23 protein-coding genes and 1 pseudogene are annotated in these 25,494 nt (G+C 72.0%); 9 read left to right on the forward strand and 15 right to left on the reverse strand.

Features of this window, described 5'->3' with window-relative positions:
• Positions 1-6: 6 nt before the first annotated feature.
• Entirely contained in the window at positions 7-372 is a 366-nt protein-coding gene (locus tag V1227_RS06765; protein ID WP_329791623.1) for a sunset domain-containing protein, read from the forward strand.
• 80 nt (positions 373-452) lie between these two features.
• On the opposite strand, the gene V1227_RS06770 is transcribed toward V1227_RS06765, so the two are convergent.
• Positions 453-1,316: an alpha/beta fold hydrolase gene (locus V1227_RS06770; RefSeq protein ID WP_329791624.1), complete on the reverse strand. Its 864-nt coding sequence runs from the start codon at positions 1,314-1,316 to the stop codon at positions 453-455.
• A gap of 53 nt (positions 1,317-1,369) precedes the next feature.
• Here V1227_RS06770 and V1227_RS06775 point away from each other — a divergent pair, with 53 nt between their 5' ends.
• The gene (locus tag V1227_RS06775) at positions 1,370-4,204 is read left to right on the forward strand and encodes a BTAD domain-containing putative transcriptional regulator (protein ID WP_329791625.1); all 2,835 of its coding nucleotides are present in this window, start codon (positions 1,370-1,372) and stop codon (positions 4,202-4,204) included.
• Here the strand turns inward: V1227_RS06775 and V1227_RS06780 are convergent.
• A complete protein-coding gene (locus tag V1227_RS06780; protein WP_329791626.1) occupies positions 4,193-4,963 on the reverse strand; it encodes an SDR family NAD(P)-dependent oxidoreductase in 771 nt (256 codons plus the stop codon). The genes V1227_RS06775 and V1227_RS06780 overlap by 12 nt on opposite strands.
• A 96-nt stretch (positions 4,964-5,059) precedes the next feature.
• Between V1227_RS06780 and V1227_RS06785 the strand changes: the two genes are divergently transcribed.
• Entirely contained in the window at positions 5,060-5,707 is a 648-nt protein-coding gene (locus tag V1227_RS06785) for a TetR/AcrR family transcriptional regulator (RefSeq protein ID WP_329791627.1), read from the forward strand.
• Here V1227_RS06785 and V1227_RS06790 read toward each other — a convergent pair.
• From V1227_RS06790 to V1227_RS06810, 5 genes are read right to left on the reverse strand one after another with little or no spacing between them, the layout of a single operon-like run.
• Entirely contained in the window at positions 5,676-7,067 is a 1,392-nt protein-coding gene (locus V1227_RS06790; protein WP_329791628.1) for an acyl-CoA synthetase, read from the reverse strand. The two genes, V1227_RS06785 and V1227_RS06790, sit on opposite strands and share 32 nt — an antisense overlap.
• A complete protein-coding gene (locus tag V1227_RS06795) occupies positions 7,051-8,367 on the reverse strand; it encodes an MFS transporter (protein ID WP_329791629.1) in 1,317 nt (438 codons plus the stop codon). The genes V1227_RS06790 and V1227_RS06795 overlap by 17 nt, the downstream gene beginning before the upstream one ends.
• Positions 8,368-8,376: 9 nt before the next feature.
• Positions 8,377-8,838, reverse strand: a complete 462-nt coding sequence (locus V1227_RS06800) for a MaoC family dehydratase (protein ID WP_329791630.1) — start codon at positions 8,836-8,838, stop codon at positions 8,377-8,379.
• Positions 8,835-9,710, reverse strand: a complete 876-nt coding sequence (locus V1227_RS06805; RefSeq protein ID WP_329793967.1) for an amidohydrolase family protein — start codon at positions 9,708-9,710, stop codon at positions 8,835-8,837. Before V1227_RS06805 ends, V1227_RS06800 begins: the two co-directional genes overlap by 4 nt.
• A gap of 11 nt (positions 9,711-9,721) precedes the next feature.
• Positions 9,722-10,600: an SDR family NAD(P)-dependent oxidoreductase gene (locus tag V1227_RS06810; protein WP_329791631.1), complete on the reverse strand. Its 879-nt coding sequence runs from the start codon at positions 10,598-10,600 to the stop codon at positions 9,722-9,724.
• Between the two features lie 91 nt (positions 10,601-10,691).
• Between V1227_RS06810 and V1227_RS06815 the strand changes: the two genes are divergently transcribed.
• Positions 10,692-11,489: a PaaX family transcriptional regulator gene (locus V1227_RS06815; RefSeq protein ID WP_329791632.1), complete on the forward strand. Its 798-nt coding sequence runs from the start codon at positions 10,692-10,694 to the stop codon at positions 11,487-11,489.
• Positions 11,490-11,555: 66 nt separating this feature from the next.
• Here V1227_RS06815 and V1227_RS06820 read toward each other — a convergent pair.
• Together V1227_RS06820 and V1227_RS06825 are read right to left on the reverse strand one after the other, a co-directional pair.
• Positions 11,556-11,822, reverse strand: a pseudogene (locus V1227_RS06820) (LuxR C-terminal-related transcriptional regulator); the annotation flags it as partial.
• A gap of 399 nt (positions 11,823-12,221) precedes the next feature.
• On the reverse strand, positions 12,222-13,181 hold the full coding sequence (locus V1227_RS06825) for a ketopantoate reductase family protein (protein WP_329791633.1): 960 nt from the start codon (positions 13,179-13,181) through the stop codon (positions 12,222-12,224).
• Between the two features lie 88 nt (positions 13,182-13,269).
• On the opposite strand from V1227_RS06825, the gene V1227_RS06830 reads away from it, so the two are divergent.
• Complete coding sequence (locus tag V1227_RS06830; RefSeq protein ID WP_329791634.1) at positions 13,270-13,836, forward strand: TetR/AcrR family transcriptional regulator; 567 nt, start codon at positions 13,270-13,272, stop codon at positions 13,834-13,836.
• An 8-nt stretch (positions 13,837-13,844) separates the two neighbouring features.
• Here the strand turns inward: V1227_RS06830 and V1227_RS06835 are convergent, their stop codons facing one another.
• Positions 13,845-15,029, reverse strand: coding sequence for a hypothetical protein (locus V1227_RS06835; RefSeq protein ID WP_329791635.1), 1,185 nt, complete (start codon positions 15,027-15,029; stop codon positions 13,845-13,847).
• Positions 15,030-15,215: 186 nt separating this feature from the next.
• Between V1227_RS06835 and V1227_RS06840 the strand changes: the two genes are divergently transcribed.
• Positions 15,216-17,357 carry a DEAD/DEAH box helicase gene (locus V1227_RS06840; RefSeq protein ID WP_329791636.1) on the forward strand — a complete coding sequence of 714 codons (2,142 nt, stop codon included), beginning with the start codon at positions 15,216-15,218 and terminating at the stop codon, positions 17,355-17,357.
• A 231-nt stretch (positions 17,358-17,588) separates the two neighbouring features.
• Here the strand turns inward: V1227_RS06840 and V1227_RS06845 are convergent, their stop codons facing one another.
• Positions 17,589-19,844 (reverse strand): hypothetical protein, encoded by a 2,256-nt coding sequence (locus tag V1227_RS06845; RefSeq protein ID WP_329791637.1) that lies wholly within the window; start codon positions 19,842-19,844, stop codon positions 17,589-17,591.
• Positions 19,845-20,030: 186 nt separating this feature from the next.
• Here V1227_RS06845 and V1227_RS06850 point away from each other — a divergent pair, with 186 nt between their 5' ends.
• Positions 20,031-20,324: a hypothetical protein gene (locus V1227_RS06850; protein ID WP_329791638.1), complete on the forward strand. Its 294-nt coding sequence runs from the start codon at positions 20,031-20,033 to the stop codon at positions 20,322-20,324.
• On the opposite strand, the gene V1227_RS06855 is transcribed toward V1227_RS06850, so the two are convergent.
• The gene (locus V1227_RS06855) at positions 20,305-20,895 is read right to left on the reverse strand and encodes a TetR/AcrR family transcriptional regulator (RefSeq protein ID WP_329791639.1); all 591 of its coding nucleotides are present in this window, start codon (positions 20,893-20,895) and stop codon (positions 20,305-20,307) included. The genes V1227_RS06850 and V1227_RS06855 overlap by 20 nt on opposite strands.
• A gap of 67 nt (positions 20,896-20,962) precedes the next feature.
• Between V1227_RS06855 and V1227_RS06860 the strand changes: the two genes are divergently transcribed.
• Positions 20,963-21,751 carry a class I SAM-dependent methyltransferase gene (locus V1227_RS06860; protein WP_329791640.1) on the forward strand — a complete coding sequence of 263 codons (789 nt, stop codon included), beginning with the start codon at positions 20,963-20,965 and terminating at the stop codon, positions 21,749-21,751.
• 65 nt (positions 21,752-21,816) lie between these two features.
• Here V1227_RS06860 and V1227_RS06865 read toward each other — a convergent pair whose 3' ends face one another.
• From V1227_RS06865 to V1227_RS06875, 3 genes are all read right to left on the reverse strand, one after another.
• Positions 21,817-22,080: a GlsB/YeaQ/YmgE family stress response membrane protein gene (locus V1227_RS06865; protein ID WP_090102952.1), complete on the reverse strand. Its 264-nt coding sequence runs from the start codon at positions 22,078-22,080 to the stop codon at positions 21,817-21,819.
• 119 nt (positions 22,081-22,199) lie between these two features.
• Positions 22,200-23,780, reverse strand: a complete 1,581-nt coding sequence (locus V1227_RS06870) for a hypothetical protein (RefSeq protein ID WP_329791641.1) — start codon at positions 23,778-23,780, stop codon at positions 22,200-22,202.
• Positions 23,781-24,024: 244 nt separating this feature from the next.
• Complete coding sequence (locus tag V1227_RS06875) at positions 24,025-24,420, reverse strand: RidA family protein (protein ID WP_329793968.1); 396 nt, start codon at positions 24,418-24,420, stop codon at positions 24,025-24,027.
• Positions 24,421-24,517: 97 nt separating this feature from the next.
• Between V1227_RS06875 and V1227_RS06880 the strand changes: the two genes are divergently transcribed.
• Positions 24,518-25,486, forward strand: a complete 969-nt coding sequence (locus V1227_RS06880) for a helix-turn-helix transcriptional regulator (RefSeq protein WP_329791642.1) — start codon at positions 24,518-24,520, stop codon at positions 25,484-25,486.
• Positions 25,487-25,494 lie beyond the last annotated feature (8 nt).

The following is a 25,494-nucleotide window of genomic DNA, read 5'->3' on the forward strand; positions in this document are numbered from 1 at the left end:
TTACCTGTGCTCTGGTTGTTCTCGCAGATGTTCCTGCTGTGCGCGGCGTCGTTCGGCGTCGGCTCCCTGGTGACGTGGCTGTCGGTGCGCGGTCGTCAGCAGCCGGGCCCGCCGAAGCCCCGCCTCGCCCTGCCCGCACCCCGCCCGCCGGAGCAGGTGGTGATCGCCGAGCAGCCTCCCGCGCCCGCCGCCGAGGCGCAGCCGGTGCGGAAGTCGTTGCCGGTCAAGGGCAACTCGAAGACGATGGTCTACCACACGCCCGACTCGCCGTACTACCGGCGGACGAAGGGCGACATGGCGTTCGGGTCGGAGGCGGAGGCCTTGTCGGCCGGTTACCGGATGTGGACGACCAAGGGGCGCGTCAAGGCCTGAGGTGACGCCAGGTGCCCGGTCCGCAGCTGGCTCCTGCGTCTCCGGCACCCGCGCCCCACCCGGCTGGAAACGCCGGGGAACTACCTCTTCATCAAGTCGCGGATCGCCTGGGACACCACGTCAGGCGCCTCCTCGGCCATGAAGTGTCCACAAGAGACCGTCCGGTGGTCGAGGTCGGGTGCCCACGCCCGCCAGAGCCCTTCCGCGTCGAACCCGAGCGCCGCACCCCAGTCCTGCTGCAGCACGGTGACCGGCATCTCCAGCAGAGCGCCCGCGTTCCTGTCCGCGGTGTCGTGCTCGACGTCGATGGTCGCCGACGCGCGGTAGTCCGCGACGATCGAGGTGACGGCCTCCCGCGAGGCGCGCAGGTACTCCGCGCGGACGTCCTCGGGGAACGGCTTCTGGCTCCAGATGTCGAGGAAGTGGCCGAAGAACGCGTCCGGGACGGCGCCGATCATCTGTTCGGCGAGGCCGGGTGGCTGGGCCATCAGGAACAGGTGGAACCCGATGGCGGCGGACGTCCCGCGCATCACGTCCCACATGTCGAGGGTCGGCAGGACGTCCAGGGACGCGAGGTGGGTGACGTGCCGCGGGTGGTCGAGGCCGGTGCGGAACGCGACGAGTGCGCCCCGGTCGTGGCCGGCGAGCGCGAACCGGTCGTGGCCGAGTGCCCGGGCGACCTCCACGACGTCGGCGCCCATCGTGCGCTTGGCGTAGGTGAGGCCGGTGTCGGCGGGCTTGTCGCTGTCGCCGTAGCCCCGCAGGTCGGGCATGATCACGGTGTGGTCGGCGGCCAGGTCGGCGGCGACGTGCCGCCACATGAGGTGGGTCTGCGGGAAGCCGTGCAGCAGGACGACGGGGCTGCCGTGTCCCGTCGTGGCGACGTTGAGCTCAACGCCGTCGTCGACCTGGACTCGCTGGTGGTCGAATGCGGTGTGGTTCACGCCGGGAGCTTCCCGCCGCCCGATCAGCAACCGATCAGCACCGGGGTCAGCGGGTGGTGACGTTCGGGGTGCTCGGCCCCCTGACCGCGGGGTCCGCCCGTCTCGGCGGTCCCAAGCAGCGCGCCGTGCTGGCGCGGCTGCTCGTCGCCCGCCGCCGGGTCGTTCCGGTGCGCACGCTCGTCGCCGACCTCTGGGAAGACCCGCCGGACGGGGCGGTCGGGACCGTTCAAACGTTCGTCGGCGCGCTGCGCAAGGCCCTGGAGCCCGGCCGTCCACCCCGGACCCCGTCGACCCTGCTGGTCACCGAGGGCGCGGGGTACGCGTTGCTCGCCGAGGACGTCGACGCCTGGCGGTTCGAGCAGATGCTCGGTGGCGACCTGTCCGCGCTGGACGGTGCGCTGGCGTTGTGGCGCGGTCCCGCCTACGCCGAGTTCGCCGACGAGTTCTGGGCGCGGGCGGAGATCGACCGGCTGGAGGAGCTGCGGCTGGTCGCCGTCGAACGCCGGGCTTCCGCGGCACTGGCGCTCGGGCGGTCCGCCGAGGTGGTGGCGGATCTGCGCGCCCACCTCGCCGGCCACCCGTGGCGCGAGAAGGCCTGGAGCCTGCTGGCGCTGGCGCTCTACCGCGAGGGACGGCAGGGCGACGCCCTGGAGGCGGTGCGCGACGCCCGGCACGCGCTCGTGTCGAACCTGGGCGTCGACCCGGGGGCCGAGCTGCGCGCGCTGGAGTCGGACATCCTCACCCAGGCGCCCGGTCTGGTGCTCTCCGCTCCCGTGCTGGTGGGACGGTCGGCGGAGCTCTCGGCGCTGGAGGCGGCGGTGCCGGCCGCCGGACTGGGCGTCGCGCTGGTCACGGGCGAGGCGGGCGTGGGCAAGACCGCGCTGGCCGAGGCCTTCTCCGGTGCCCTGGCGGGGCGCGGCTGGACCGCGGTCTGGGCGCGCTGCCCGGAGGACGCCCCGGTGGCGTGGCCGTGGCAGCAGGTCGTGGAGGCGCTGGGGGAGCGGCTCGCCTCCGCCGACCGCTTCCACCTGAGGCTCTCGGTGGTGTCCACCGTGGAGGCGGCGGCGCCGGTGGTCGTCGTGCTGGACGACCTGCACCAGGCGGACGACGAGACGCTGGCGGTGCTGGCCGCGTTCACCGGCCGCAGGCTCTCCGGCCGCGTGCTGATCGTCGCGACCTCGCGCACCGCCGTGCCGCTGGAGGCGCTGGCCCGCTTCGGCCCGGTCCGCGTCGAGCTCACCGGGCTGTCCGAGGAGGCGGTCGGCGAGCTGGTGGGCTCGTTGGACGCGCGGGCGATCCACGCGCGCAGCGGCGGCAACCCGTTCTACGTCGAGGAACTCGTCCGGCTGGTGTCCTCGGGCGGCGACATCGGCGACGTCCCGGCGGGGGTGCGGGACGTCCTGCGCCACCGCCTCGGCCGGCTGCCCGCGCAGGTGCGGCGGGTGCTGCACCAAGCGTCGGTGCTGGGGCGCGACGTCGAGGTGGACCTGCTGAGCACCGTGGTCGGCTCCGACGTGCTCGACGCGCTGGACCTCGCACTGGAGGCGGGGTTCGTGGTCGAGGTCGCCCCCGGCCGCTTCCGCTTCACGCACGCGTTGGTGCGCGACACGGTGTACGAGGAGGTGTCGCTGACCAGGCGCGCGGGCTGGCACGCCGCCGTCGCGGCGACGCTCGAGTCGTTGCGGCCGGACGACGTGCACGTGCTCGCGCACCACTACCTGCTGGCGGGCGCGCGGGGAACGGCGGCTGTCCGGGCTCTGGCGGCGGCCGCGGCGGGAACGAGGTCACCGCGTGAGGCGGTGCGGCTGTGGCGGGCGGCGATCGCGACGGCCGGCGGGGTGCGGCTCGACCTGGTGACCGGGCTGGTCAGGGCGCTGGCCGTGAGCGGGGACCTGGAGGCGGCGCGGGAGCAGCGCTCGGCGGCGTTGCGGAGCTCCGCCGACCCGCAGGCCGTCGCGGACGTCCTCGGCTCCTTCGACGTCCCCGGCATCTGGACCACCAACGACGACCCCGCCCACTCCGCCGAGATCATCGCCGCCGCCGAGCGCACGCTGACCGCGTTCCCCGGCCCCACCGCCACCCGGGCCCGCCTGCTCGCGACCATCGCGATGGAGGACCGGGGCACCAGCGCCCGCCTCGCCGAAGCGGAGGAGGCCGAGGCCATCGCGAAGGCCCTCGGCGACCCCGCGCTTCGCGCGTTCGCCCTCAACGCCCGCTTCATGCACACGTTCCAGCGCACCGGTCTCGCCCGCGAACGCGCCGCCATCGGCCGCGACCTCGTCGAGGTCGGACAGCACTCGGTGACCCACGAGGTCCTCGGCCACCTGGTCCTCGTCCAGGCCCACGCGGCCCTGGCCGAGTTCGGCACCGCCGGCCGGCACGCGAAAGCCGCCGACGACCTGGCCGAACGGCACGACCTGCCGCTCGTCGGCGTCTTCACCGACTGGTACGCGGGGCTGGAACTGGCCGCCGCCGGCAGGAAGGCCGAAGCCGACCACGCCTACCGGGCCGCCGCCGCACGGGTGCGGGGCACGGGGATGTGGGGCATGGAACGCGGCCTGCTGCCGCTGGCCCTGCTGAGCCTGCACGGCCCGTCCGCGGTGGACCTGGACGACGACTGGGGTCCGCACCGGGACTGGGTCCGCCCGCTGGTGCTGCCCGTGGAAGAGGCGGGGAAGGCCGCGCGAGCGCTGGGAGCAGGGCCCTGGGACCTGCTCAGCGAGGTGCGGGCGTGCCTGCTCGCGATGGCGGCGATCCGCCTGGACGACGACGAACTTCGGGAACGTGCGCACGACCTGCTGCTCCCGGCGGAACACGAGCTCGCCGCGGGCACCGGGCTCTTCACGTTCGGCCCGGTCCGCGACCACCTCGACCGGCTACGCCGCTAGCGCCGGCCCGAGCAGCAGCCCGCCGTCCAGCACGAACTCCGACCCGGTCGCGAACGCCGCCTCCTGCGAAGCGAGGTAGAGCACCAGCGAGGTGACCTCGGCGGGCTCGCCCAGCCGCGGCACGGCGAACGGCGCGGGGGAGTAGACGTCGCCGATCGCGGGCTGACCGTCCGCCACCGGCTCGGTGATCAGCGGCGTCGCCACCACCCCGGGGTGGATCGAGTTCACCCGGATCCCGTCGCGGCCGAGCTCCAGGGCCGCGGTCCTGGTCAGCCCGCGTGACGCCCACTTGCTCGCGACGTAGGGCGCGTAGAACGGCGACCCCGTGTTGCCCATCGTCGAGGAGATGTTCACGATCGCCCCGCCGCCCGCCCGGCGCAACGACGGCGCGAGGTGCTTGATGCCGAGGAACTGCCCCGTCAGGTTCACGGCCAGCACCCGGTCCCAGACCTCGCGGGACGTGTCCTCGACCAGTGCTGCCGGGTGTTGCGTGCCCGCGTTGTTGACCAGCACCGACACCGGCCCGAACCGCTCCTCCGCTGCACTGGCGGCCTCAGCCCAGGCCTCTTCCTCCGTCACGTCGAGGCGCACGGCGAAGGCTCGCGAACCCAGCTCCTCCGCGAAATCGGCACCTGCCGCGAGGTTCCGCGCGGCGATCACGACCTGTGCGCCCTCGGCGTGGAAGCCCCGCACGTGGCTCGCGCCCATCCCGCTCGTCGCGCCGGTGACGAACACCGTCCTGCCGTCGAAGCGTCCCATTCCGTCCTCCGGTGGTGAGTTGAGTGACTCGCCTCGGAACGGTAGATCGAGCGGTAGTGGTGAGTCAAGTGACTCACCTCATGGCATACTGGCGTCATGCCGAGCTACCACGAGCGCATGGCCGAGCAGAAGCGGACCGCGATCGTCGACGCCGCCACCGGCCTGTTCCTCGAGTCGGGCTACGACAAGACGTCGCTCGCGCGCATCGCCGACGCGGCCGGGGTCTCGAAGGCGACGCTGTTCAAGCAGTTCCCGACGAAGGCCGAGCTGTTCGACGCGATCGTCACCGAGTACTGGCGGACGGAGGAGGGCGCGCTCACGCCCGAGCCCGGTGACCCGGTGAAGGGGCTGACCGCGCTGGGCAACCGGTACGTGGCACTGCTGACCCGTCCGGGCATGGCCGACCTGTTCCGCATCGTCATCGCCGAGGCGCCGCGCTTCCCCGAGCTCGGCCAGACCCAGTTCAAGCTCGGCAAGCTGCCGTTCTTCGACGCCGTCCGCGACTACCTCGCGGCCGAGGCGCGGGCCGGCACGCTCGACGTCGACGACCCGGTGCAGGCGGCCACCCAGTTCCTCGGCATGATCTCGAACTTCGCGTTCTGGCCGCGCATGCTGCTGGTGAACTGGGCGCCCACCGAGAAGGCGCTGGCCTCCTCGGTGGACGAGGCGGTCCGGACGCTGCTGGCCCGGCACGCCGCCACGGCGCCGGCGGTCACAGGGGCAGCCGGCGCAACGCGGGTTTGAGCACCTTCCCGGACCCGGTGCGCGGCAGGTCGGACACCACCTCCACGTGCACCGGGATCTTGTACTTCGCCAGTCGCGGCGCCAGGAAGTCCCGCAACCCGGCCGCGTCGACCACGGCGCCGTCACGAGGCCGGACGAACGCACGCCCGACTTCGCCCCATCGCGGGTCCGGCACCCCGACGACGGCCACCTCGGCCACGTCCGGGTGCGAGGTGATCGCGTTCTCCACCTCGGCCGGGTAGACGTTCTCCCCGCCGGAGATGAACATGTCCTTCAACCGGTCGACGACGTAGAGGTGCCCGTCGTCGAACCGCCCGAGGTCGCCGGTGCGGAACCACCCGTCCTCGGTGAACGCCGCCGCGGTGGCGACCGGGTCGTTCCAGTAGCCGGGCGTGACGTTCGGGCCCTGCACCTCGATCTCGCCGACGTCCGAGAGGCGCACGTCGCCGAAGAACACGCACGTGCCCGCCGAGCCCGCGCGCCGCACGCTGTCCGACGCTTCCAGGAACGTCGCACCGGGCGCGGTCTCGGTGAGGCCGTAGCCCTGGCAGAACACCAGGCCGCGGTCCTGGTACGCGCGGATCACCGCGTCCGGCACCGCCGCGCCGCCGCAGAGCAGCACGCGCACCGACGACAGGTCGGCGGTCTCCCAGCGCGGCGAGGCGGCCAGGTCCGCGAACATCGTGGACACGCCGAACATCCACGTCACGCCGTGCTCCTCGACCAGGTCGAGGCACGTCGGCACGTCCCAGCCCGGCGTGATCACGCTGTGCCCGCCCTTGACGAACGTGGGCAGCAGCGTCTGGGTGAGCGCGGCGACGTGGAACAGCGGCGCCGCCACCAGGGCGACCTCGTCGGAGGCGATGTCGACGCCGATCATCAGGTTGAACGTGTTCCACAGCAGGTTGGCGTGGCTCAGCACCGCGCCCTTGGGCCTGCCGGTGGTGCCGGAGGTGTAGAGGACCAACGCGGGTTCGTCGATGGACACCGGTTCGTCCAGCGGCTCGTCGGAACCGCCGGCGAGCCACTCCTCGTAGGTGTCGAGCGAGACGGCCCGCCGGTGTTCGGTGGCGTGGGTCGCCGCGTGGACCAGCACGTGGGCCCCGCTGTCCGCCAGCTGGTAGTTGATCTCCGCCGGGGTGAGGCGGAAGTTCAGCGGCACGAAGACCGCGCCCAGCTGGTGGGTGGCGAACAGGGTCTCGGCGAACGACGGGTGGTTCGGGCCGAGGTACGCGACCCGGTCACCATGGCGCACGCCGAGCTCCCTCAACCGCCACGCGAGCCGTGTCGTGCGGACGGCCAGTTCGCCGTAGGTGGTCGAGGATCCGTTGTAGGTGAACGCCTTACGCTTCGGCGCCATGCGCGCTCGGCGGTGTGGCCAGCTGCCCAGTCCCGCGTTCCGCATCCCCGTCTCCTGTCAGGCTGGTCCGGCTGGTCTCGTGCAGCGTCAGCGTGCACACGACCGTGAGCAGGCAGAACGCCGCCAGGATGTACGGGATGGCATCCGTGCCGGCGGTCTTCTGCACCTGCGCGAAGAGCAGCGGGGCGAGCCCGGCGCCGAGGCCCGCGAGCTGGTAGCCGAGCGACGCCCCGGTGTAACGGCTGCCGGTGCTGAACAGCTCGCTGTAGAGCGCGGCGAGCGGGCCGTACATCATCGGGTGCACCACGGCCTGGCCGAGCACCAGCGCGATCACCACGTACCCGTTGTCCACCAAGGGGAACAGGGCAAACCCGAACGCCGCCATGAGCACGGCGCCGACCAGCACCACGGGCCTGCGCCCGAACCGGTCGGACGCCGCCGACCAGCCGATGATGCCGATCACCGCCAGTGCGGACGACAGCGTGAGCGCGTTGAGGATGACCTGTCTGCTGTTGCCCGCCTGGACGCCGTACGCGAGCACGAACGTCGTGAGCGTGGACTGCGCGACGAAGGCGGCGAGGCCGACGCCGACGCCGAGCAGCAGCGGGCGCGGGTGGTGGCGCAGCACGTCGGCCAGCGGCAGGGAGCTCCGCCTGCGCCCGGCCTTGAAGACCGGCGTCTCCTCGACCTTCATCCGCACGAACAGGCCGACGCCCAGCAGCACCAGGCTGAGCAGGAACGGCACCCGCCAGCCCCACTCGAGGAACGCCTGTTCTCCCACCAGGGCGGCGGTTCCGGTGAGCGCGGCCGTGGAGAGCACCATGCCGCACGGCGCGCCGGCGTTCGTGAAGCTCGCCCACAGGCCACGCCGGGACGTGGCGTGCTCGGCGGACATGAGGACCGCGCCACCCCACTCGCCGCCGACGGAGATGCCCTGCAGGACCCGCAGCAGGACCAGTCCGGCCGGTGCGAGCCAGCCGACCTGCGCGTAGGTGGGCAGCAGGCCGATGAGGAAGCTCGCGACGCCCATCAGGGACATCGTGAGCACGAGCATCTTCTTGCGCCCCAGCAGGTCGCCGTAATGTCCGAAGAGGACACCCCCGAGCGGGCGGGCGAGGTAGCCGGTGGCGAAGGTGCCGAAGCTCGCGATCGTGCCGACCAGCGGGTCCAGCGAGGAGAAGAAGACCTTGTTGAAGACGATCGCGGAGGCGGTGGCGTAGAGCAGGAAGTCGTAGTACTCGATCACGCTGCCGAGGAAGCTCGACGTAACGGCACGGCGTAACTGCGTTGTTGTCGCCATGGCTTCACCTCATGCGTAGTGGCGGTAGACAGCACGTGCGACGCAGGCGGGCTTCTCGGAGCCCTCGATCTCGACGGTGAAGTCGACGGTGAGCTGCACCCCGTCGCCCGGCACGTCCTCGACGGACTCCACGCGCCCGAGCAGGCGGATCTTGGAACCGACCGGCACCGGGGCGGGGAACCGGACCTTCTCCAGGCCGTAGTTGAGGCTCATCCGCACGCCCGCGACCTCGAGCAGCTCGCCCATCAGCGGGATCAGCAGCGCGAGCGTCAGGTAGCCGTGCGCGATGGTGCCGCCGAACGGCCCGGCGGCGGCGCGTTCGGGGTCGACGTGGATCCACTGGTGGTCGTCGGTGGCGGCGGCGAACGTGTCGACGCGACCCTGGTCGACCTGCAGCCAGTCGGTGTGGCCGAGGTCGCGTCCCGCCAGGGATTTGAGCTCTTCGAGGCCGTGCACGACGGTGGTGCTCATGAGTCCTCCTTCACCAGTCCGAGCAGACGGGCGGCGTTGTGCTTGAGGATCTTCGGCCGGACCTCGTCGGAGATCTCCAGCTTCGCGAAGTCCGCGAGCCAGCGGTCCGGCGTGATCACCGGGTGGTCGGAGCCGAAGAGGACCTTGTCCTGCAGCAACGTGTTCGCGTACCGCACGAGCTGCGGCGGGAAGTACTTCGGCGACCAGCCCGAGAGGTCGATGTGGACGAAAGGCTTGTGCGTCGCCACGGCGAGTGCCTCGTCCTGCCACGGGAACGACGGGTGCGCGAGCACGATCCGCAGGTGCGGGAAGTCGACGGCGACGTCGTCGACGAGCATCGGGTTGGAGTGCTTGAGCCTGATGCCCCCGCCGCCGGGCACGCCGGCGCCGATGCCGGTCTGCCCGCTGTGGAAGAGCGCGGGCACGCCCAGTTCCTCGATCACCTCGTAGAGCGGGTAGGCCATCCGGTCGTCCGGCGAGAAGTCCTGCAGGCTGGGGTGGAACTTGAAGCCCCGCACCCCGTGCTCCTGCACGAGCCGGCGCGCCTCCCGGACGGCGGCGCGGCCCTTCCACGGGTCCACGCTCGCGAACGGGATCAGCACGTCGGCGTGCTCGGCGCAGGACGCGGCGACCTCCTCGTTGGAGATGCGCGGATGTCCGGTGGCGTGCTCGGCGTCGACGGTGAAGATCACCGCGGCCATCTTCCGCTCCCGGTAGAGCCGAGCGGTCTCGGCGATCGTCGGCTGCCGATGCGCGGCCTTGAAGTACTTGGCCGACGCCTCCAGCAGGGCGGGGCTGAGCGAGCTGTGGCCGTCGCGGGAGATCTCGGCGTGGGTGTGGACGTCGATGGCGACGAGTTCGTCCACGTCCATCCCGGGCGCGTTCACGGTGCCACCGGCAGCGGGATGCCGTACGTCTCGGGCTCGAACTCGCCGAACCGCTCGGCGATCGCGGCCGCCGTCCAGCCGCCGGTGGCGAACTCGACGTGCTTCTCGGCGGGGTGCGACCACAGCGCGAGCCGGTCGCCCCCGATGCCGATCGCCTGTCCCGTCACGCCCCTGGCCGCGCCCGAGGCGAGGTAGACGATCAGCTCGGCGGCGTCCTCGACGGTGCCGAGACCCTCGTCGCGGCGCACCCAGTCCGGCAGCGGCGCGCCTGTCCGTTCCGACTCCTCGATCAGCGGCGCGAACGCGGGGATCGTCCGCGTCATCTCCGTGGCGGCCACGGGGACGACGGCGTTGACGGCGATGTCGGAGCGGGCCAGCTCCAGCGCCCAGGTCCGCGCCATCGCGGCGATCCCGGCCTTGGCGGCGGAGTAGTTGGTCTGCCCGAAGTTGCCGCGCTGCCCGGCGGGGGAGGAGACCAGCACGAGACTGCCGCCGGTGCCCTGCTCCCGCATTCGCACGGCGGCCGCGCGGGCGCAGGTGAACGTGCCGCGCAGGTGCACGTCGACGACGGTGTCGAAGTCGTCGTCGGTCATCTTCCACAACACGCGGTCGCGCAGCACGCCCGCGTTGGCGACCAGCACGTCGAGCCGCCCGAACTCCTCGACGGCGGTCGTGACGAGCCGGTCGGCGGTCTCGGCCGGCCCGACCGGCGCGACCACCGCGACCCCGCCGATGCCCGCCGCGACCTCCTGCGCGATGGCGTCGACGTCGTTGACCACGACCTTGGCCCCGTTGCGCGCCAACGCTTCCGCGTACGCCCGGCCGAGTCCGCGACCCGCGCCGGTGACGATCGCGACCTTTCCCGACAGCTCCATCAGGCGAGTCCTCTCCGTGGGGAACCCGACCCAAAGTAGGGCACATTGGTGACGCTCGTCTAGATGCTGCCCAACATGTATCGTGAGCACTGTGACGCCCCAGTCCTTGATGCTCAACTTCCTGGGCCTGTACGTGTTCGACCGCGGCATCGCGGTCTACTCGGGCAGCGTGATCGACGTGTTCGGGCGCGTGGACGTCTCGGAGGATGCGGTGCGCTCGACGCTGACCCGCATGACCTCCCGCGGCCTGCTCGCCAAGCACCGCAACGGTCGCAAGGTCTACTTCGGACTCACGTCGCGCGCGACCGACGTCCTGCGCGACGGCGAGCGGCGCATCTGGCAGAAGGGCGCGGTGAACCGGGACTGGGACGGCACCTGGACCCTGGTCGGCTTCTCCCTGCCGGAAGGCCGGCGCGGCGAACGGCACGACCTGCGCTCACGCCTGCAGTGGGCGGGGTTCGGCCCGGTGCAGAACGGCCTGTGGATCGCGCCGGGCACGCGGGACGTGACGGAGGTGGTCGACAGCCTCGACCTCGCCGAGAACGTCACCGTCTTCACCGCCCAGCACGCGAAGCCGACCGAGGCGGCCGACCTGGCGCGCCGGGCGTTCGACACGGACGCCATCGCCGCGCGGTACCAGGACTTCCTGGCGAGGTGGCGCGACCCGTCGGAGGCCGGCCCGGACGACCTGGCCCGTCAGCTGCTGCTGCACGCCGACTGGCTCGACCTCGTGCGCCAGGACCCGCACCTGCCCGCGGAACTGCTGGCGCGCGACTGGCCCGCCATCGAGGCCGAGCAGCTGTTCCAGTCGCTCGCCACCCGCTACGTGACGACCGCGACCCCGCTGGCCGAGGCCGCCATCGAGTCGATCGAGATCCCCGCGGGGTAGCCGGATCCGGTGCCGACTTCGTGCTGCCGGTGTCGATCGACGTCCGCGGTGGACGGTGAGCTGCTGTCAGTCCCGCGGCGCCAGGTAGCCGCGGGAGAACGCGGCGGCCACGGCGGCCGCGCGGTCGTTGACGCCCAGCTTCGCGTACACGTGCAGCAGGTGCGTCTTGACCGTCGTCTCGCTGATGAAAAGCCGCTTGGCCGCCTCGCGGTTGGTCGAGCCCCGGGCGGTCAGCTCCAGCACCTCCCGCTCGCGCCGCGACAGCGGTGCCGGCGCCGGTGTGCGCACCTGCCCGACGAGCCGGGTCGCGACGGTGGGGGAGAGCACCGCCTGCTGCGAACGCGCGCGGGCCTCGCCGGTCGACCGCGCCGGGGGCGAAGTAGCCGGACAGCAGGAAGAAAAATCCCATGAAGAACGATTGGTCGGCCAGGAGCAGCAGGTCCAGCGGTGCCGCCGCGGCCGGCGACGAGGGCTGCTGCCAGTTGGGCCGGACGTCGAGGTTGCTGAACGGGGCCGCGCAGTGGTGCGCCACGACCAGGAACGTGAGGAAGACGCGGAGGTCGTCGATCCAGGGGATGCGCGCGGTGCGGACGACCTCGGGTAGGGCCATGGGCAAAGCCTGGTGTCCGGGCGCGTGTGCCGGATCGTCCGCGCAGGCGCGGGTCCCCGTGGACGTGGGGGACCCCTCCATCCTCCGATCGGAGGATGTCGGTCCGCGGCCGGTGCACGGGCTCAGGCCGGTCCCCGGACGGCGAAGTGCGGCTCCGCCGCCTCCAGTCGTGGTGTCGGAACACCCCACCGCCTGGCTTCGGCCAGGGTGTCGCGGCAGATCTCGCGCGGCTCGGCGGCGGTGGGATCGGACTGGGCCTCGAAGTTGACGCGCGCCGCGGGGAAGTGGGTGATCACCCAGGAGAGCGCGGGCGCGACCAGCCAGGTGGGCAGGCGGAACGGCAGCACGCCGCCGCGGTGGCTGCGCAGGTCGACGCCGCTCGCCTCGAGCAGGGGCAGCAGCTCCCGCCCGACCAGCAGCGCCTCTCGCAGGGCGTCCCTCGCGCCGAGCAGCCCGGCCAGCGAACCGTGCTTGAGCCCCTGCGAGTGCAGGGCGGCGTTGAAGACGAAGTGGATCCGCAGCCAGCTGGTGAAGTCCGGTCGCTCGAGCAGCCGGAAGCCCGCTCGGCCGAACAGCTGGCGCACGGCCTGTTCGCGAGGCGTCGGGGGTGTGCCGAGCGTGCCGAAGAGGACGGTCGGCAGCAGCGCTCCGCGGAGCACGCCGTCCTCGCCGAAACCGCCGCCTGCCTGGGGAAAGCCCCACGCGACCCGGTGGAGGGGCAGCGGGCTGACGGCTGTCCGCGGATCGGACCAGAGGTTGCCGAAGACCAGCACGGTGGCGTTGCCGACGCGCGGGGCCAGGAACGCCGACGCCTCCGCCAGCCGGTGGTGCGGAAGGCTCAGCACGACCAGGTCGAAGTCGTGGTCCGCGGGGAGTTCTTCCCGCAGCCGCACCGGCCACTGCCGGACGACACGGCGGCCGCGCAGGCTTCGGCGCGCGTCGAGCAGATCGAGCTCCACGGAGTCCCCGTAGGCCGCCGCACGTCCCGGCCGGACGTAGAACTCGACGTCGTGCCCGGCCCCGTGCAGGGCCCAGCCGTAGAAGGTCGCTATCGCGCCGCGGCCGAACATGAGGATCTTCATCTGCACCCCGTGGGATAGGATCGAACTGGAGATTGTCTCCACTTCGAAAATATGGAGATCATCTCCACTTGTCAACGGGAGGTGCCGCGTGACCCCGGCCAAGCCGCTGCGAGCCGACGCCCAGCGCAAGAGGCAGGCCCTGCTCGACAAAGCCCGGGAGATGTTCGACGCGGGCAGCTTCTTCGACCTGCGCTTCGACGACTTCGCGCGCCTGGCTGGCGTGGGTGTCGGGACCCTGTACCGCCACTTCCCGACGCGGGAGGAGCTGGCGGAGGCCGTCTTCCGCGAGGAGGTGGCCGCGCTGTGCGACCGCGCACGGCAGCTCGGGAGCACGTTGCCCGCGGTGGAGGCCCTGGCGTCCTTCCTGCGCGGCTTCGTCGACTACCTCGACGCCCACCGGGGTCTCGCCCGGACGCTGGCTACGCTGATGGCCTCCCGCGCGGGCACGCTGGCCGAAGGCAGCCAGGCGCTGGAACGAGCCGTTCTCGATCTCGTGGACGCCGCGGTGCGGGAGGGCGCTCTGCGCCGGGACGTCGACGGCGGGGCCGTCATGATGGCGCTGCACGGCATCGGCGCGGCGCACGACCGTCCTCAGTGGAGAGTGGAGGCGGACGGTCTCGTCACCGCGGTGCTCGACGGTCTGCGGTCGCCCTGACCGGGAGGTCACCTCTCGGGCGCCGGCTCCCCGACCTCGGCGAGGTGGCGGACCACAGCGGCCACGTAGCCGGCGGGCTCTTCGGCACCACGCGCCAGCACCACGGCGGTCCCGTCCTCGTCGAAGGTCACCACGGCACCGGGCCCCGGATCCGGCCCGAGCCGGTAACCGCGGTCCTCACCCAGCGCCGCCGCGAAGTCGTCCCAGCTCTCGTGCGGGAACCCCTTGAGCCGGTTGACCCGCCGGATCTGGCGGGCCCTGACCGCCGGCGGGGTGAACACGAAAAGCCTGCGGTGCGCCCCGAGATCCCTGATCACCCCGAACTCGTAGCGCAGCTCCGGCCAGTCTCCCGGCGCCATGACCACGCACCGCGCGCCGGCGACCAGGGCGGTGAACTGCTCGCGCCACGAGTCGTCGGTGGCGTAGTGGCGGTCGACGCCGTCGGGCGGGAGGTAGTCGCGCGGGTTGCCCAGGCCGTACCCGCGGCCGAGCGCTGTGGCGATCGCCGGCGCGAAGTACTCCTCGAACGACATCGGGTCGGGGCGGTGGCTGAAGACCTTCTTGAGTTCCGGGCGGGCGCGTGTCTCCTCCTGGTCGCGCCGCCGGAAGCCGAACAGGCGGCGTTCGTTGCCGAAACCGCGGATCCACACCACCGCCGGACGCGGGTCGGCCGGCGCCGCCGCGTCGAGGGCGTCCGCCCGCCGCGCCGCGGAGTGGCACAGCGCCGACAGCATCGCCATCGGGAGCAGCAGTTGGACGCCGACCGTCGCGGGTTTGCCGTTGACCAGCAACGCCGCCATCACCAGCAGTGGCACCACCACCGCCACGTTGCCCAGCACCCGGAACGGAGTGCGCGGCCGCTGCCGCCGGCCGGACCGCACGGGACGGGCGGGCAGCAGGCGAACGGCCAGCGCGAGCCCGCCCAGCGTCGCCCCGATGCCGAGCACCATGACCAGACCGACGAGCGCGTCGTTGCGGGGGTGGACGAGGACAGCGCCCAGGAAGGTCCACCCCAGCAGCCCGGCGAGAACGGCGAACGCCAGGGCGGCGGGCGTGAAGGGGCCGGTGCACCCCTTGGCCTGCGCCCGTCGCCACACCCGCATGAAGGCCGCGATCGCCAGGTACAGCAACACCATCAGCACGGCGAACACGGCCGCGACGGCGAGCAGCGCGAGCACCACCCGGACCGTCATGACGCACGCCCGGCGGCCTCGTCCGTCATCGCACCGCCCCTCCCCGGTGGCCGTGGACGAGTCCTGTTCTATGCCCGCCGCGCCCCCTCCCGGCACCGCTGAAAAGAGGATTCGCGGCACGTCGTCCCGCTCCTGGCACGGCCGCCGGGCCTCGGTACTCTCGCACCACCTGACGGAAGGACACGGGTGGACGACTCGTCGAAGGTCGGCAAGCACGCCCGCGCAGTGCTGGCCGCCGCGGAGGCGTTCCGTGCCGAGGCCGCAGGGGTGCGCGCGGAACCGGACCGGCTGCGGGCGCTCGCCGCCGCGCGGTACCGGGAGGCGCGCGACTCGCTGGTCGCCGAGAAGCTCCGCGCCATGCCGGTGGCCAGGCTGCGGGACGCGCAGGCGAACCTGCGGCTGAGCAAGCTTCAGGCCGCCGGGTACCGGACCGTCGCCGACGTCGCCGCGGCGCGCCCGGAACAGCTCGACGGCGTGCCCGGCGTCGGCAGGCAGTCCGCCGAGCAGATCGTGCGGGTCGCCCGCGCCGTCGTCGAGGGCGTCGTGCGCGACACGACAGTCCGCCTGGACCCCGACCGCGCGGACCACGCCCAGACCGAGCTGCTGCAGCTGTTGTCCAAGCTGCGCAGGGCGAACCAGCTCGTCGGCCCGCTGGTCGAGCCTCTCACGGACGTCCTGGGCAGGGTCGACGCCGACGTGCGCGCCGCCTCCCGCGCCTGGAGCCGGCTGCGCATGTTCTTCTCGTCGCGCGGCAAGCGCCAGGCCGCCCTCGACTCGCTCGGCCGGCTCGAAGCTCTGCTGGCCGGCCGTGACGTGACGGCGTTGCGCGCGGTGGGCACCCAGCTGCGGGTGCCGGACCTGGACCACCGCGCGCTGTGGCGCGACTACGAGCTCGACGCCGCCGCGTACAACACGCTCCTCGCCGACCTCGGCGGTGCGGCCGCGGTCCCGGATCGCGGTGCCGCCAAGGGGTTCGTCCCCGCGGACATCGAGCACGAGGTCGACGCGACCGCACTGGACACCAGCCTGCTGAAGGTGTCGTTGCGCGGCTACCAGGTGTTCGGCGCCAAGTTCGCGCTGGCCCGCAAGCGCGTGATCATCGGCGACGAGATGGGACTGGGCAAGACGATCGAGGCCATCGCCGTGATGGCGAGCCTCGCCGCCGGTGGCCGCCGCAGGTTCCTGGTCGTCTGCCCGGCCAGCGTCGTCGTCAACTGGGTCAACGAGATCGCGCGGCACAGCGACCTGGTGCCGCACCGCATGCACGGCGCGGGTCGCGACGACGCGGTCAGCGAGTGGCTGGAGCAGGGCGGCGTCGGTGTGACGACGTTCGGCACGTTGCCGAAACTGTTGCTGCCCAAGGGGTTCCGCCCGACGCTGGTCGTGGTCGACGAAGCGCACTACGTGAAGAACCCGGACACGCAGCGCTCCCAGGCGGTCAACGCGGTCGTGCAACGAGCGGAGCGCGCGGTGCTCCTCACCGGCACGCCGATGGAGAACCGCGTCGAGGAGTTCCGCAACCTGGTCGCCTACCTCCAGCCGGGCGTCGCGGCCCGCACCGGCACCATCGACGCCGTGGTGGGGGCCAAGGCCTTCCGCCGCGTCGTCGCACCGGTGTACCTGCGCCGCAACCAGGAGGACGTGCTGGGAGAGCTGCCCGAGCTGCTGGAGGTGGAGGACTGGGTCGAGTTCGGGCAGCAGGACCGTGCCGCGTACCTCGACGCGGTGCGCCGGGGAAACCTGATGGCGATGCGCCGCGCCGCTTTCGCACCGGGCACGCCCCTCGGCTCGGCGAAGCTGGAGCGCCTGCTGGAGATCGTGGAGGAGTCCCGCGACAACGGCTGGAAGGTCGTGGTGTTCTCGTACTTCCACGACGTCCTGGACGCGGTGGCGGACCACGTGGAGGTCTTCGGCCCCCTCACCGGCGCGACGTCCGCGCAAGCGCGCCAGCACCTGGTGGACGCGTTCACGGCACGCGAGGGCCACGCGGTGCTGGCAGCCCAGATCGAGGCGGGCGGCGTGGGCCTCAACATCCAGGCGGCGTCCGTGGTGATCATCGCCGAACCGCAGTGGAAGCCGAGCACGGAGGACCAGGCGATCGCCCGCTGCCACCGGATGGGCCAGGTGCGCAAGGTCCACGTGCACCGGTTGCTGGTCAAGGACAGCGTGGACGCCCGCGTGCAGGAGGTCCGCGACCACAAGACCCTGCTGTTCGACCACTACGCGCGTGAAAGCGACGCGAAGCACTCCCACGCGAGCGCGCTGGACTCGGCGATGTCCGTGGAGCAGCGCGTCGTGCAGGCCGAGCAGCGGCGCCTCGGTCTCTGATCGGCCGGCCTGGAGATCGCCCTGCGTGCCGGGCGAGGCGGTGGAGGAGAGGTGGCTGGGGGTGGAGGTCGCCTTCCCGGAGTCGCGGCACGCGTTGTGGCAGCTCTGCGCCAGCGCGAAAGCCCCTGAGACGCAGTGGTTGCGCGACTCGCCGCACCAGCGTGCCCGCGCGCTCACCGCCCTGTGCGGGAGAGGGAGCGGGCGGCCGGAACCGCCCGCTCCGGATGAGGATCAGACCCGGCAGGGCGAGCCGCCGGGGTGACCCGGCTTGGGCTCGACGTTGGCCTTCGCCTCACCGATCACCAGATCGGTCAGCAGCGTGTCCACCACGACGGCCCGCTGCACCACGCTGGTCGCGGTGGTCGTCGTGCTGTTGAGCCGCAACGACCCGATCACCAGCGGGATCGTCAGCGGCGCGCTGCCCACGGCCACCGACACGCCGTTGATCTTCAGCGACGCGATGGTCGACGAACCCGCGAACTGCGGGACGAGCCCGCCGGGTCCCGCCACGCAGGTGACCGACGCGTTCGACTCGATCACGCCGATCTCGATGGTGAGCAGGCCGCTGGTCACCCGCGTGTGCTCGATGCGCGCCCGTGCCGTCGCGAGATCCGTCGTCGCGGGCGCGGTGCCCGTGAGGTCGTCCGGCGACTGGTCGGTCCTGGCGTCGAGCGCCGTGGCCCGCACGGTGAGGATGCCCGCGTTCAGCTGGACGTTCGCGAGTGTCTCGTGGTCGTCCACGCACGGCACGTCCTGCGGGTTCGCCCTCGTCGAGACGATGCCCGCCAGGTCGAGCGCGGTGGCCTGGCAGGAGAACACACCGGTGCGTTCCGCCGACTTGATCCGCAGGTCGGACAGCACGGGACTGTCGCCGGCGGCGTTCGCGGTCAGGGTCGCCCGCACCTCGATGTAGCGGCCGGTCTTCGTGAACGCCACGCCGTTCGCCACCGGGGTGAAGCTCTCCCCGGCCAGGCCCGCCTCGGTGTCGGACGTCCTCGCCTCGACGACGATCGACGTGCCCTGCGGAACGGTGCCCTCCGCCTCGGTGTTCCAGGTGACCGTGCCCCACGGACGGCCGTTGGTGCCGCCGTCCTGCACGACGCTCCACGTGCCCTGGGGCGCGGTGATCTCACCCAGGACCGACCCGGTCATGTCGCTGTAGTTGTACGGACCGGCGCCCGCGCCGAGGTCGACGGTCAGGTCGACCGCGCCGACGGTGTGGCCACCGCCGCCGACCGGCCCGGCGTCCGGGTCGATGCGCTGCGCGTTGTTGGTGCTGATGTTGGTGACCCACACCTTGCCGTTGCTGTCGATCGCGACGCCGGTCGGGCCGACGCCTCCCGGCAGCGCGACGTTGCCGACGTACGTGCCGTCGGTGCGCAGGTGGCCGACCGTGGTCGCGCCGTTCAGCGAGTGGGCGACCCAGACGTTGCCGTCCTCGTCGACCGCGACGCCCTGCGCGTACTGGCTTCCGTGGCTGAACGCGCCGAGCAGCGTGCCGTCCGGCGCGAGCTTGGCGACGCGGTTGCCGGAGAGGTTCGTGTGCCAGATCTCGCCGGTGACCGGGTCCATGCCGAGGCCGTAGTCGCCGTGGGTGCTGTTGAGGCACGCGTGGGTTTGCGCGGCCGGGTCGTAGCGCAGCAGGCCGAAGTTGCGTGCGGACCAGAGCGTCCCGGCCTTGTCGATCAGGCCTCCGTAGCCGCCGCAGCCCACGTTGAACTGCGTGCCGGTGGCTGCTCCGTTCGCGTCGAGCAGTTCGTGGTCGAGGTCCTGACCACCGGTCCACAACCGGTTCTGCGCGTCGACGGCGACCGTGCGCGTGTTGCTGCCCGTGACTCGCGAGTAGTTGATCACGCATTCGTCGGCGGCGGTGGTGACACCGCCGTTGTCGTCCGCGCCACCCGCGTTCGTCCACGGGCGGACGTCGCCGAGGCCGCGGCTGGTGGCGATCAGCCCGTCCTGGTTCCGGTCGACGCACTTGTTGTAGGCGAACGGGCCCTTGAGGTAGTCGCCGGCCGCGTTGGGCGTGCCGTCGGCGTTCACGCGGGTGCCGCCCTGGATGACGGCGATGCGCGTGACCGAACCGCGTCCGCCCGCGCCCTCGTCGCGGTTGGACAGCCACGTGCTGCCGAACTTGTCGACGGTCGTGCGGGAGGGGTTGCGCCCGCGCCCGTTCGGCGCGGAGGCCCACTCACCGACGATCTGGCCGGTGTTCACGTCAATGCGGACCATCGTGCCGCGCGCTGACGCGGCGACGTTGACGTACGGGAAGAAAACGGTCGAACGGTCGAGTTGCAGCTGGTCGTTGTTCGGAGCGTCGTGGTTGACGTCCTGCAGGACGCCGTTGTCGAAATCGGCGTCGAGCGTGTAGAGGACGTCGATGCCGGGGACGGGCGCGGCGAACGCCGGTACGGCCAGGGCCGCGAGCAGGAACGACGTGGTGGCGATCGCCAGTACCGGTCTGGTGCGGTGCCGTGAGTGGTGCATGGCAGCTCCATTCGGGGTGAAGCGCCCCGGAGATGCATCCGGAACGCATCGAAAGGAGTCGAATTCCGGAAGAATGCGTTACCGGACGGTTTTGATGCCTGTGGGCGTGTAATAGAGAATTCTGCGACAAATTCCGCCGGATCCCGATCGGCGTCGTCCTGGTGGCGCAGCGCGGTACCACGGGCCGTGCGGCTGAGCCACCTGGCCTACGGCAACCGGGTCGAGCACTGGGCCGTCCAGGTCATCTTCCGCGAGCTGACGAATATTCCCGGCCGGCGCGATGGCGCCAGCACGAGTGCGTCGATCGCCGAACTCGACTTCGGCCGTTACCTGGAGGCACGGGTGTTGTCGGTCGTCGCCGTCGTCGTGTCCGCTGTGACGCCGCCCGTCCTCGTCCACCAGTCGACCGGCTCGGCGGGCTGGACATCGGTCGTGACGGCCGCGGAAGCGGGGCGGAAGGTCATCGCTGAGCCGTCGTGACGCCGGCCAGGACCGTCGTCACGACCTTGCGCACCGCCTCGGCCGCGGCCGGGCCGCCCTGCTGCTCGGTGAACTGCAGGTGCGCGGCGCCGATCACCGTCGGCGCGAGCACGTCGACGTCGGCGTCGGGGGCGATCCGGCCCCGGTCGCGTTCGGCCGCCAGGTAGCCGGCGACCACGGCCGTGAACTCTCCGACGAGCGGGAAGTGGGCGGTACCAGCCTCGCGCAGGCGGCGGCGGAGTTCGTCGCGCGCGATGACCAGGACGACGATCGACACCGCGACCGGGTCGAAGCCGGTGGTCAGCGCGGAGGTGAGGTTGTCGACGACGGTGCCGGTCGCGTTCCGCAGGGCCTCGGCCTGGTCTTCGACCTGTGCGATGCGCTCGAGGACCAACTCGGTGAGGAACGCGTCGAAGTCGGCGAAGTGCCGGTGCAGCACGCCCTTGGCGACACCCGCCTCGGCGGTGACGGACCGGCTGGTCAGCTCGCTCGCGCCGTCGCGCACCAGAACGCGCGCGGCGGCGTCGAACAGCTGCCGGCGCGGGTCGCGCAGCGCCACTCCGGTAGGCACCGGGGCTCCTCTCGCTCTGAGCGAACGACGATACCGTTAGTGGGCGCTTGCCCACTAAAGTGGGCGCATGGTCACTCCCGCACCTCATCAGCACCGGAAGGTCGCCGAGTCGTTCGGCGTCGATCCGGAACGGTACGACCGGACGCGTGCCGCGTACCCCGATGAGGTGGTCGAGCGGATCGTCGCCGCCAGTCCGGGGCCGCGGTTCCTCGACGTCGGGTGCGGGACCGGCATCCTGGCTCGGCAGTTCCAGGCCGCCGGGCGCGCGGTGCTCGGAGTCGAGCCCGACCGGCGGATGGCGGACTTCGCACGGGGGACCGGCGTCGAGGTCGAGGTCGCGACGTTCGAGGCCTGGGAACCGGCGGGCCGCACGGTCGACGCTGTCGTCTCCGGGACGGCCTGGCACTGGGTGGACCCGGTGGCGGGCGCGGCCAAGGCGGCGCGGGTCCTGCGGCTCGGAGGGGTGCTGGCGCCGTTCGGGCACGTCTACGAACTTCCGCTGTCCGTGCAAGAAGCTCTCGTCGAGACGTATCGGCGGCTCGCTCCGGACTCACCGCTGGCGGCTCGGCCTGAAATGTCCATCTTGGACAGTTATCAGGGGCTGTACGCCAAGGCGGCGGACGGAATCCGCGAGGCGGGCGGGTTCGGCGAGCCCGAACTGTGGAGGCACGACTGGGAACGCTCCTACAGCCGGGACGAGCTGCTGGACCTCGTGCCCACCTCGGGAGGTCTCACCCTGTTGCCGGCCGACCGGCTCGCCGAGGTGGTGGCCGCCGTGGGCGCGGCCGTTGACGACCTGGGCGGCTCCGCCACGCTGCGGTACGCGACCTGGGGCCTCACCGCGATCCGCGCCTGACGTGCCGGACAACGCGAAACGGGCCCGGTCACCTGCGTGGTGGCCGGGCCCGTTCGGTTCGATGGTCAGCGCACGCTGGTGCGCTTGCGGCCGGCAACGGCCTCCGCAACGCCGATGAGCAGCACGGACGCGATCACGGCGATGATGAAGCCCAGCACGTTGAGCTCGAAGATGTCCCCGGTGCCGAGCAGGTTGGCGATCGTGCCGCCGATGACGGAGCCGACCAGCCCCAGCAGCAGCGTCGCCACGATGCCGAGGTTCTGCTTGCCGGGCTTGATCAGTCGGGCGAGCGCGCCGATGATCAGTCCGGCGACGATGAACCCGATCACGTCAGCCTCCTGGTAGTCGAATGCCTTCCTGGCTCCGGCTACCCGAACTGATCGACGTCTAACCACCGCACGGGCCCCGAGATCGGCTCGGCGGACGCGAAGACGGCCGTGTGACAGCGCTACTGGTAGGAGACCATCGACGGTTTCGGCTTGTAGGACATGGTCTGCTCCGGCGTGAGCATCGGCTTGTCCTCGTCGTAGAAGTTCTTCCAGCCCATCGGCAGGTCGCTCGGCCGGGCGCCGACGACGGAGTCCCAGGTGGACACCTTCTGGCCCGTGGTGCCCTGCCCGTCCATGTGGATCAGCAGCTGCACCTCGTCGCGGGTGGTGTCGAGGGCGTGCTCGTCGCGGATCATCGTCAGCTGGAACTGGTGCACCACGAGCAGTTTCTGCGGCAGGGACTTCGCGGCGGTCAGGTCGGCGAGCCACGCCGAGACCTCGTTGACCTCGGCGGCGTCGACCCCGCCGATCTTCTGCAACGGCACCTGGTCCGGGCCGAGCTTCCACTCCGGGTCGACGGCCAGGCCGACGTGGGGCAGCTCGAGCAGGGGCGCGTACCGCTTGGCCTGGTCCACCAAGCGTGCCCTGCCCGGTTGCAGGTCGAGGATCACGTAGAGGCCTTCCTCCCCGGCCTTGTCCACCCACGGGCGCAGCGCTTCGACGTCGGTCTCGCCCGAGTAGTCGCCGTCCGGGCCGGGGGAGCCGTGGGCGACGGTCACGATGATCTCGAGCGTGGGCACGACGGGGACGTCGCTGAGCGGGTCGTACTCGGCCGCGAGCTTCTTGGCCCGTGCGATCGTGCCGTCGAGGTCCTGTTCGCCGAGCGCGCCGAGCGCGGGCCCGTCCGGGTGGCCGTAGAGGCAGACCAGCAGCCTGCCGGGGAAGAGGACCTGTCCGCCGCCGGGCAGCTGCCCGCCGCTGATCGCCGTGTCGACCCGCTTGCGCAACCGGTCCGGCGGACCGAAGTCCCCGCCGAGCGCCAGGAGAGCGGACGACCGCTCCGCGCGGAGTGCGTCGATCGCGGCCGCGTCGCTCCTCGGGTCGGTGCCCCGCACCGGGACGATCCGCGCGCCGGCGGCCCGGGCCGTGGCGGTCGCGGCGATGTCGTCACGGCCGGAGTTCGTCAGCACCGTCACGTCCAGGGGACGGGCGGGCTCGACGGTGGGCAGATCGGAGGGGAGGGCCGTCGTGGCACCGTCCCGCGGTGCGTCGATCGCCATCACCTTCGCCTGGCCCCTCCACGCTTCGACCTCGCGCCGCGCGTCGGCACCGACGGCGAGCACCGCCTGCGGCGACAGCCTCCCCACCTCGTCGCGCACGGCTGCGGCGTTCCGGTCCGGGGGGAGCTGGAGCACCGGCACTCCCAGTCGTGCCGCGAGGCCACCCGCGCCGGTCGACGCCGCGCGGTCGGTTTCCGGGACGATCACCACGACAGGAGCGGTGCGGAAGAGAGCCGAGCTCATGGCGATCGCAGACTCCGCGCCGGGCCGGGCGTCCAGCACGGTGGTCTTCTCGGACGGAGCGGTCACTTCCGCGGTCACCGCACCGGTTGCCTCGCCGAGCGTGAGCCCGAACGGCCCGGCGGTGCAGCTCGTCACCGTCAACGACACCACGGCGAGGCACAAGAGCTTCAGCACTGCCACCGGACCACGCGAACTGCCGTTGATCATCCGCATCGAGGCGCCCCTGTCGACGAGCATCGCCCCTCACCTCCCCGGAGGGGAGTTCGGGTCGCGAACCAGTGGACGGGGGATAGCCGGTGCGGGTGCAAGTCTTCTCGCCCGAGGATCAATCACTCGAAAGTGGACACCGCCACAGCGGGCCCCGGACGGGGTGCCGATCGCTGATCGACACCCCGTTCGTTCTCGCGTCAGCGGCGACGTGGTGTCCGCCGCACCACGTGAATGCCCGCCAGACGCCCGGCGACCGCGGCCACCTCGGGCGTCAGGCGACCGCGGTTCCCTCCAGTTCGACCATCAGGTCCGGCAGCGCCAGCCGCGTCACGCCGAGCATCGTGGTCGGCGGTGCCACCCGCGCCGCACCGAGCCGCGCCGCCAGCACGCCGTAGTGCCGGAACAGCAGGTCGACGTCGGTGGTGAAGACGTTGAGCCGCACCAGGTTCGCGAGCGCCATGCCCGCCTGCGCCAGCACGGCCTCCAGGTTGTCGAGGCTCAGCGCCAGCTGCGCCCCCATGTCGCCCGCGTGTTCCGGCTTGCCGTCGGCGTTCATCGACGTCTGACCGGCGCAGTACAGCGTCCGGGTCTGGCCGGTGACCACCTCGCCCTGGTGGTAGCCCAGGTCCGCCGACCACGTCCACGGGTTGACCGGCGTTCGTTCCACTGCCACGACAGCTCCGTTCGATCTCGTTCAACAGGTGCCGTCAGCCTCGCGCCCAATACACGACATCCTGTGTCACGTATTCCCGTAGGGTTTTCGCATGCGCGCCGACCGGCTGGTGTCCCTGGTGCTGTTGCTGCGCCGGCACGGTCAGCTCTCCGCCACGGCACTCGCCCGTGAGCTCGAGGTGTCCACGCGGACGGTGTTGCGCGACATCGAGGCGCTGTCAGCGGCGGGTGTCCCGGTCTACGCCGAACGCGGACGGCACGGCGGTTTCGCGCTCCTGCCGGGTTTTCGGACCGAGCTCACCGGGCTGAACCACGACGAGGCGCTCGCCCTGCTGGTCGCCGGGTCGAGGCGGGGCGCGCAGGTGTTCGGGCTCGGGTCGGCGCTCGCGTCGGCCGTGCTCAAGGTCGTCGACGCGCTGCCGGAGAGCTACCGGCGGACCGCGGCCGGTGCGGCCGAACGGCTGCTCGTCGACCCGGAGACCGATCTGCTCTCGCGCCGGACGTCCGCGGAGGAGCTGCCCGACGCCGTGGCGACCGAAGTCAGGCGTGCGGTGTTCGCGGGGCACAAGCTGCGCATCCTCTACGCGGCGGGGGAGCGGGAACCGGACTGGCGGACGGTCGACCCGATCGGCCTGGTCACCGTGCGGGAGCAGGGGTACCTGCTGGCCACGAGGTCCGGTGAGGACCGCACCTACCGGCTCTCCCGGATCACCGCGGCGGAGGAGCTGGACGAGCCCGCGCAGCGCCCGGAGCGGGTGGACCTGGGCCGGGCGTGGCAGGACCGCGGCACCGGGTTCCGGACCGGTGGTGACATGGTCGTCGTGCGGCTGCGGGTCCACCCCGCGCGGCGCGACGAGCTGGTGGCGACCGCGGTGGCCGTTCTCGCCGAGGAAGCGGAGCCGGACGGCTGGTCGTGCGTGGAGGTCTCGTTCCAGGACTCCCGGCACGCCGAATGGGCGCTGTGGCAGCTCTCGGCGGGCGCGGAAGCGTTGGAACCGCGGTGGTTGCGCGTGAAGCTGCACGAGCGGGCTGCCGCGCTCGCCGGCCGGTACCGCGACTGAGAAGGCGA

The sequence above is a fragment of the Lentzea sp. DG1S-22 genome (genome assembly GCF_036321065.1).
Taxonomy (GTDB): Bacteria; Actinomycetota; Actinomycetes; order Mycobacteriales; family Pseudonocardiaceae; genus Lentzea; species Lentzea jiangxiensis.